Below are 6,516 nucleotides of genomic sequence, written 5' to 3' on the forward strand. Positions count from 1 at the left end.
GCCCCCACCCACCCGCACCCGACGAACTCGCCGGGAGCCGGGGCCACCCGGGAATGCACCCCCGTTCCCGAAGGTTGACCACCTCGGGGGCCGAGAACAGCACGGGCGTACCCTGGTGGACGCCGAAGAATCGAAGCTACAGGGAGCCGATGTGTCCGCAGTCGCACCCGACGGACGCAAGATGCTGCGCCTGGAGGTCCGGAACGCTCAGACCCCCATCGAGCGCAAGCCCGAGTGGATCAAGACCCGGGCGAAAATGGGTCCCGAGTACACGAAGATGCAGAACCTCGTGAAGAGCGAGGGTCTGCACACGGTCTGCCAGGAGGCGGGCTGTCCCAACATCTACGAGTGCTGGGAAGACCGCGAGGCCACGTTCCTCATCGGCGGCGACCAGTGCACGAGGCGCTGCGACTTCTGCCAGATCGACACGGGCAAGCCCGAGGCGCTGGACCGTGACGAGCCCCGCCGCGTGGGCGAGTCCGTGGTCACCATGGACCTCAACTACGCGACCATCACCGGCGTCGCCCGCGACGACCTCGACGACGGCGGCGCCTGGCTCTACGCGGAGACGGTCCGCCAGATCCACGCCCAGACCGCGGAGCGCGCGACCGGCCGCACGAAGGTCGAACTCCTGGCCCCGGACTTCAACGCCGAGCCGGCCCAGCTCGCCGAGGTCTTCTCCTCCCGCCCGGAGGTCTTCGCGCACAACGTGGAGACGGTCCCCCGCATCTTCAAGCGCATCCGCCCCGGCTTCCGGTACGAGCGCTCGCTGAAGGTCATCACCGAGGCCCGCGACTACGGTCTGGTCACGAAGTCGAACCTGATCCTCGGCATGGGCGAGACCCGCGAAGAGGTCAGCGAGGCACTCCGCCAGCTCCACGAGGCGGGCTGCGAGCTGATCACCATCACGCAGTACCTGCGCCCGACCGTGCGCCACCACCCCGTCGAGCGCTGGGTGAAGCCGCACGAGTTCGTGGAACTGAAGGACGAGGCCGAGCAGATCGGCTTCTCCGGGGTCATGTCGGGCCCGCTGGTCCGCTCCTCGTACCGGGCCGGCCGCCTCTACCAGATGGCCGTCGAGAAGCGCGGTTCGTACGTCGCCTCGCAGGCTGTCTGACCCTGCCGGCGGCTCCGCCGAATGGCACGCAGTGCCACGTGCGCGTGTGAACCTGCGCACAAGTGGCTACCTGCCAGTAATGGCCGATACGACGCGGTCCTGAGCGTCCCCGCAGATGGGGGCCGTCTCAGGGCCGCGTCGGGGTTTCAGGCCTGCGTATCAAGGCTTCACTGGCGTTTGACCGGTCGGTCACGCCCTGGTAACACCGTTCAGTGACCCTGGTCCTACACCACGTAGAGCCGCAGCCAGAGCCGCCATCCCGAGGGGGGACCTCCATCATGCAGGCCGCGCCCGTACGCGCCACAGCGATTCCGTCGTTCACCGATGCACTCCGTGCCGTCGAGTCGCTGCTCCTCAGCAGCGGCCAGCGCACCGCCCGCCGCAACGCCTGGACCTCCGTCCTGGAGGACCGTCGCCGCGCCAAGGACCGCGTCGAGGCACAGCATGTCCTGGAGCGTGTTCTGGAGCAGTCCCTCCTCACGCGCCACTGAGTCGGCACCGGCGTCGTCGGCGCCGCCCCCGCCACGTAGACTTCACGGCATGGCGAGGAAGGAACCCGCAGCGGACGCTGCGAACCCCGGGCGGCTCAAGCAGATCGCCCTGACTTACAAGATGACCCGCAAGGCCGACAAAATGATCGGTCTTGTACTCGCGGCTGTCGGAATCGTCACCCTTGGTGTCTTCCTCGCGATCGGCTTCTGGGTCGGTCACCCGATCTATCTCGGCATTCTCGGCCTCCTGTTCGCGTTCATCGCGTCGGCGATCGTCTTCGGGCGCCGGGCCGAGCGTGCGGCCTTCGGGCAGATGGAGGGCCAGCCGGGCGCGGCGGCGGCAGTGCTCGACAATGTCGGGCGCGGCTGGACGACCACCCCGGCCGTGGCGATGAACCGCAGCCAGGACGTGGTCCACCGGGCCGTCGGCAAGGCCGGCATCGTGCTGGTGGCCGAGGGCAACCCGAACCGGGTGAAGACCCTGCTGGCCGCCGAGAAGAAGAAGATGGCCCGCATCGTCGCGGACGTGCCGGTGCACGACATCCTCGTCGGCACGGGTGAGGGCCAGGTCGACCTGAAGAAGCTCCGTACGACGATGATGAAGCTCCCGCGGGTGCTGAGCGGCCCGCAGGTCACCGCGACCAACGACCGGCTGCGCGCCCTCGGCGACCTGATGAGCAACATGCCGCTGCCGAAGGGTCCGATGCCCAAGGGCATGCGGATGCCACGCGGCGGCCCGAAGATGCGCTAGCGCCACCGACAACGACGCGTAGGGCCCCGGAACACCGATCGGTGTTCCGGGGCCCTACGCGTTGTGTGAGGGACTCTGCCAGTACCCCTCACGGCAAGGACTCCCCCGTCACGGCCGTCTCGCGTTGCATGGTGCGTGCCCCGGTCCTCCGGGGTCCGACCGGTGCGAGGACGTACGCGCCCCGGTGGGCAGCATCCGAGCACCGAGCACTGACGGGACACCCAAGATGAGCAACCACCAGCTGAGCAACCGGACCGAGACCGTGACGGAAAGCCCCGCGGATGTCGTGCGAGGGCTGTACGACGCGCTGGGCAAGGGCGATGTGCCGGGTGTCCTGGCCCGACTCGCCCCCGAGGTGATCGTCGACGAGCCGAACCAGCTCCCCTACGGCGGCGTGCACCAGGGCCGCGAGGTGTTCGTGCAGTCGGTCCTGGGCGCGATGATGGGCTACGCCGCCGTCGCCATCACCGATGCCGAGGTGTTCGAGGGCCCGGCCGGCGTCGTCGGAACGCTCACCGGAACGCTCACGGCCCACACCACCGGTGAGCAGTACCCGCTGACCATGGTGGAGATCCACCAGGTCGAGGACGGCCTGGTGGGCAAGATCGACGTCTACCTCAAGAACCCCCACGACCTCGCCGCGTTCTACGCGCGCGCCGAGGCGGGCACCCGCTGACCACGACGCCCGTCGGGGCCGCGCGGTGCAGGCCGAGCCTCGGAAGCCTCAGATCCTGACCTCGGCCGTGCCGGCCAGACGGTCGTGCAGCCCGCGCCCGTCGCGGTCCCAGATCAGGGCGGGCAGGGCGAGGCACAGCAGGACCGTGCGCAGGAGAGCGCGCAGCGGGTTGACCGTGCCGGTGTCCAGGGCGAGAACCCGCAGTCCGAACAGCCGCTTGCCGGGGGTGAACCCGAGCGTGCCGACGGTCAGCGCGCTCACGACGAAGAAGATGAGCAGCGCCCAGTTCCCGGTCGCCTGGCCGTAGCCGTCGGTGATCAGGCCGTATGCGATCAAGGTGCACAGGCCCCAGTCGACGACGAGGGCACCCAGGCGGCGCCCCGGGCGCGCGATCGATCCGGGGCCCGACTCGGGCAGGCCCAGCTGCTCGCCGCGGTATCCGAAGTCGGCACCGGCGTCCTCCGCGGCCGCGCGGGGTCCGGACAGCCACGATCCGATTACTTGCCTGTTGTCCACTCGTCCACGGTACTGCGGCCGTTTTGCCATGCGGACAGGTGGGGTGTCCCGGGCCGCGTCCGGTTAACTTGGGCGAAACAAATGGGTCACGCCGGAGAAACCACCCGTCCCTAAGGTCGGGCTCAGCGTGTGCCACCGCACTGGCCGCACGAACGAACTACCACCCCGGTCCCGAAGTGGGCGGGAGCAGGAGGAGCTGGATGTTCCAGAACGCCGAGGACGCCAAGAAGTTCATCGCGGATGAGGACGTCAAGTTCGTCGACGTCCGCTTCTGCGACCTTCCGGGCGTGATGCAGCACTTCACGATCCCGGCGGAGGCCTTCGACCCCACCGAGGAGCTGGCGTTCGACGGTTCCTCGATCCGCGGCTTCCAGGCCATCCACGAGTCCGACATGGCGCTCCGCGCCGACCTGTCCACCGCGCGCGTCGACGCCTTCCGCCGCGACAAGACGGTCAACATCAACTTCTTCATCCACGACCCGATCACGGGCGAGCAGTACTCCCGCGACCCGCGCAACGTGGCGAAGAAGGCCGAGGCCTACCTCGCGTCGACCGGTATCGCCGACACCGCGTACTTCGGCCCCGAGGCCGAGTTCTACGTGTTCGACAGCGTGCGCTTCGACACCAAGTCGAACGAGGCGTTCTACCACATCGACTCCGAGGCCGGCGCCTGGAACACCGGTGCGATCGAGGACAACCGCGGTTACAAGGTCCGCTACAAGGGCGGTTACTTCCCGACCCCGCCGGTGGACCACTTCGCCGACCTGCGTGCGGAGATCTCCCTGGAGCTGGCCAAGTCCGGCCTCCAGGTCGAGCGCCAGCACCACGAGGTGGGCACGGCCGGCCAGGCCGAGATCAACTACAAGTTCAACACGCTGCTCGCCGCGGCCGACGACCTCCAGCTCTTCAAGTACATCGTGAAGAACGTCGCCTGGCGCAACGGCAAGACCGCGACCTTCATGCCGAAGCCGATCTTCGGTGACAACGGCTCGGGCATGCACATCCACTCGTCGCTCTGGTCCAACGGCGACCCGCTGTTCTACGACGAGGCCGGTTACGCGGGCCTGTCGGACACCGCCCGTTTCTACATCGGCGGCATCCTCAAGCACGCCCCGTCGCTGCTGGCGTTCACCAACCCGACGGTGAACTCCTACCACCGCCTGGTCCCCGGCTTCGAGGCCCCGGTCAACCTCGTGTACTCGCAGCGCAACCGCTCCGCGGCCATGCGTATCCCGATCACCGGTTCGAACCCGAAGGCCAAGCGCGTCGAGTTCCGCGCGCCCGACTCCTCCGGCAACCCGTACCTGGCGTTCTCGGCCCTGCTGATGGCCGGCCTGGACGGCGTCAAGAACAAGATCGAGCCGGCCGAGCCGATCGACAAGGACCTCTACGAGCTGGCGCCCGAGGAGCACGCGGGCGTGGCGCAGGTCCCGACCTCGCTCCCGGCCGTCCTCGACCGCCTTGAGGCCGACCACGAGTTCCTGCTCGCGGGCGACGTGTTCACGTCCGACCTGATCGAGACGTGGATCGACTACAAGCGCACGAACGAGATCGCGCCGCTGCAGCTGCGTCCGCACCCGCACGAGTTCGAGCTGTACTACGACGTGTAAGACGTGTGATCGGCACCACCCCGCCGCACGGCTTTCCTCGGAGCCCCGCCACCGCCCCTCGGGCGGTGGCGGGGCTCCGTCGTTCTTTGCCCAGTGCGGTACTGAACGGGATCCGTTCATGGAGTTCATGGAAAGGGGCGGGTGCACACTGGAATCGGGACAAGCTGCCCGACCGCAGCTTCCCGACTGCGGGGTGATCGTGATGCAGAGCCGCTTCCAGGCCGACCGCCGGCTTTCCGTACGGATGGGAACCACGCTGTTCCTGCTCGGACTGCTGTACGTGGCGTTCGTGGCCGTGCTGATCGTGCTGCTGAAGTCCTGGGTGCTGGTCGTGGTGGTCGCCGCGGCGCTGCTCGGCGCGCAGTACTGGTTCTCGGACCGGATCGCGCTGTACGCGATGCGCGGGCGGGTCGTCGAGCGGGACGAGTATTCACGGCTGCACGGGGTGATCGACCGGCTGTGCGCGACCGCGGACATGCCGAAACCCGCGGTGGCCGTGGCCGACATGGACATGCCGAATGCCTTCGCCACCGGCCGGAACCCCGACCACGCCGTCGTCTGCGTGACCACCGGGCTGCTGCGGCGCCTGGAGCCGGCGGAACTGGAGGGTGTGCTCGCGCACGAGCTGTCGCATGTGGCGCACAAGGACGTCGCGGTGATCACGGTCGCCTCGTTCCTCGGGGTGATCGCCGGACTCGTCGTGCGGTTCGCCTTCTACTCGCAGCTCTTCGGCGGTGGCCGCAGGGACCAGAACACCGCCGTGGTCTTCTCGGCCGTGATGGGCGTCTCCGCGGTCGTGTACATGGTCAGCTTCCTGCTCATCCGGGCGCTGTCCCGGTACCGGGAACTGGCCGCGGACCGGGCGGCTGCGCTGCTCACCGGGCGGCCCTCCGCTCTGGCCTCCGCTCTGACCAAGGTCTCCGGGGACATCGCGCGGATCCCGACGAAGGACCTGCGGACGGCGCAGGCCTTCAACGCCTTCTACTTCACGCCCGCGCTGGGCGACCACCCCGGCGCGGCCCGGCTCCTGTCGACCCACCCCAGCCTGGAGCAGCGCCTCGACCAACTGGCGCGGATCTCCGGCGAGCTGGGTGAGACGGCGACTCCCGGGAAGGCCTGAGCGGCGTGGGACTGCTGGACATCCTGCTGGGGCGCACCAAGCCCGTCGCGCCCGACCTCGACCGGCTCTTCGGTCTCCCGTCGGCCGCCGTGACGCTGCAGGCGGCGGCCGGCTTCACGCCGACCGGCCAGGGCGCGGTGTGCTTCGCGACCGTGGAGGGCGCCGCCTTCGACGACGTACGGCAGGAGGTGCTGGCGCTGCTCGGCGCGGACGCGCGGCGCCCTCCACGGTCGCG

Annotated in this window: 8 protein-coding genes; 7 read left to right on the plus strand and 1 reads right to left on the minus strand. The window is 69.0% G+C overall.

Annotation, left to right across the window (positions count from 1 at the left end; genetic code table 11):
* The first annotated feature begins 151 nt into the window (after positions 1-151).
* From lipA to AOK01_RS35190, 4 genes are all read left to right on the plus strand, one after another.
* Complete coding sequence (lipA, locus tag AOK01_RS35175; RefSeq protein WP_055518896.1) at positions 152-1,117, plus strand: lipoyl synthase; 966 nt, start codon at positions 152-154, stop codon at positions 1,115-1,117.
* Between the two features lie 278 nt (positions 1,118-1,395).
* The gene (locus tag AOK01_RS35180; RefSeq protein ID WP_055518897.1) at positions 1,396-1,608 is read left to right on the plus strand and encodes an SCO2195 family GlnR-regulated protein; all 213 of its coding nucleotides are present in this window, start codon (positions 1,396-1,398) and stop codon (positions 1,606-1,608) included.
* Positions 1,609-1,657: 49 nt separating this feature from the next.
* Positions 1,658-2,359, plus strand: a complete 702-nt coding sequence (locus AOK01_RS35185; RefSeq protein WP_055518899.1) for a DUF4191 domain-containing protein — start codon at positions 1,658-1,660, stop codon at positions 2,357-2,359.
* Between the two features lie 226 nt (positions 2,360-2,585).
* Positions 2,586-3,035 (plus strand): nuclear transport factor 2 family protein, encoded by a 450-nt coding sequence (locus AOK01_RS35190; RefSeq protein ID WP_245702552.1) that lies wholly within the window; start codon positions 2,586-2,588, stop codon positions 3,033-3,035.
* Between the two features lie 48 nt (positions 3,036-3,083).
* Here AOK01_RS35190 and AOK01_RS35195 read toward each other — a convergent pair whose 3' ends face one another.
* Positions 3,084-3,551, minus strand: a complete 468-nt coding sequence (locus AOK01_RS35195; RefSeq protein WP_055518901.1) for an RDD family protein — start codon at positions 3,549-3,551, stop codon at positions 3,084-3,086.
* A 200-nt stretch (positions 3,552-3,751) separates the two neighbouring features.
* Between AOK01_RS35195 and glnA the strand changes: the two genes are divergently transcribed.
* From glnA to pspAB, 3 genes are all read left to right on the plus strand, one after another.
* Positions 3,752-5,161, plus strand: coding sequence for a type I glutamate--ammonia ligase (gene glnA, locus AOK01_RS35200; RefSeq protein WP_055518903.1), 1,410 nt, complete (start codon positions 3,752-3,754; stop codon positions 5,159-5,161).
* Positions 5,162-5,363: 202 nt separating this feature from the next.
* The gene (gene htpX / locus AOK01_RS35205; protein WP_055518906.1) at positions 5,364-6,281 is read left to right on the plus strand and encodes a zinc metalloprotease HtpX; all 918 of its coding nucleotides are present in this window, start codon (positions 5,364-5,366) and stop codon (positions 6,279-6,281) included.
* A gap of 5 nt (positions 6,282-6,286) precedes the next feature.
* Positions 6,287-6,516, plus strand: a 230-nt coding sequence (gene pspAB / locus AOK01_RS35210; RefSeq protein ID WP_425424785.1) for a PspA-associated protein PspAB, incomplete at its 3' end; no start/stop codon positions are given.

It is taken from the genome of Streptomyces aurantiacus, assembly GCF_001418335.1.
GTDB lineage: Bacteria > Actinomycetota > Actinomycetes > Streptomycetales > Streptomycetaceae > Streptomyces > Streptomyces aurantiacus.